The organism is Granulicella sp. L56, from assembly GCF_009765835.1.
Classification (GTDB): Bacteria; Acidobacteriota; Terriglobia; order Terriglobales; family Acidobacteriaceae; genus Edaphobacter.
In genome coordinates this window covers 1-345 of sequence record NZ_LMUS01000002.1, presented here as the reverse complement: position 1 = coordinate 345, position 345 = coordinate 1, and the positions used below count along the sequence as shown (strand labels likewise).

The 345-nt window shown below is 66.4% G+C and carries 1 protein-coding gene; it reads left to right on the top strand.

Annotated features, from left to right (window positions below):
• The coding region (locus GSQ81_RS06475) for a choice-of-anchor D domain-containing protein (protein ID WP_158909972.1) at positions 1 to 345 on the top strand (345 nt) is incomplete at both ends.

Below are 345 nucleotides of genomic sequence, written 5' to 3'. Positions count from 1 at the left end.
CTCACCGGAACGGGAACCACCGCACTCACCTCGACCCTGACGGTCGCTCCCTCCAGCCTCACCTTCGGTGCGGTCACCCTGGGAAGCACGGCACGGCAGACCGTCATCCTCACCGCCACCGGAACCGCCGCCGTGACCATCAACTCCGCCACCATCGCGGGCACCGGCTTCACCGTCTCCGGAGCGACCTTCCCTGTCGTCCTTAACCCCAGCCAGACCCTCACCCTCACCGTCCAGTTCGCCCCTACCGCAGACGGGGCCGCAACCGCTACCCTCACCCTCGATAACAACTCCACCAATAACCCCACTCCAGCCATCACCCTCACCGGAACGGGAACCACCGCA